1 tRNA gene is annotated in these 541 nt (G+C 57.1%); it reads left to right on the top strand.

Going from position 1 to position 541, the window contains the following annotated elements:
- Positions 1-39 precede the first annotated feature (39 nt).
- Positions 40-116, top strand: a tRNA-Met gene (locus KLP42_RS26660).
- Positions 117-541: the final 425 nt, after the last annotated feature.

Genomic DNA, 541 nt, shown 5'->3' with positions numbered 1-541 from the left:
CCTGACATCGCTCCCGGGCACTAACCCGGTCGAAAATAACGCGGGGTGGAGCAGCCCGGTAGCTCGTCAGGCTCATAACCTGAAGGCCGCAGGTTCAAATCCTGCCCCCGCAACCACCGATATTTGCGATACGCTCAAACCCTTGCCATGCAGGGGCTTTTTGCGTTTCTGGCCGCCAGAAGAGCAAGCTTTCTGCAAGACAAAGTTGTCTCTGAAAACCTGATGCCATCGGCTGGTAGATAAACTCGCGAAATGACTGGCGGGATCATGATGATCCGGCCAGCGGGCCATCCGCGAGAAGAACCCTGGCTTGTGCAAGGAAAGACGCCATGTCGCCAGAGCGGCAGGTCCGAATCTGCTGCTAAGGCAGACCGTGACGGCAACAGTGGCAAGGGGAGCGCCGAGGGGTTTTAGCGTGAGCGCAACGAATGGCCCACGGCTTTTGTGATTGACGGATAGGTTTCTGGCTTTCGGTCAGAACCTCTGCTTTGCCCGCTTCGGCATAAAGTAGGTTCGGATTTTGACGAGTGCTTCGGCGACG

Origin of the sequence: Rhizobium sp. CSW-27 (assembly GCF_018760785.1) — a bacterium.
In the GTDB taxonomy this organism is placed as follows: Bacteria; Pseudomonadota; Alphaproteobacteria; order Rhizobiales; family Rhizobiaceae; genus Neorhizobium.
Note: the sequence above shows the minus strand (reverse complement) of the source record. Positions and strands in the feature narration are given on the sequence as shown.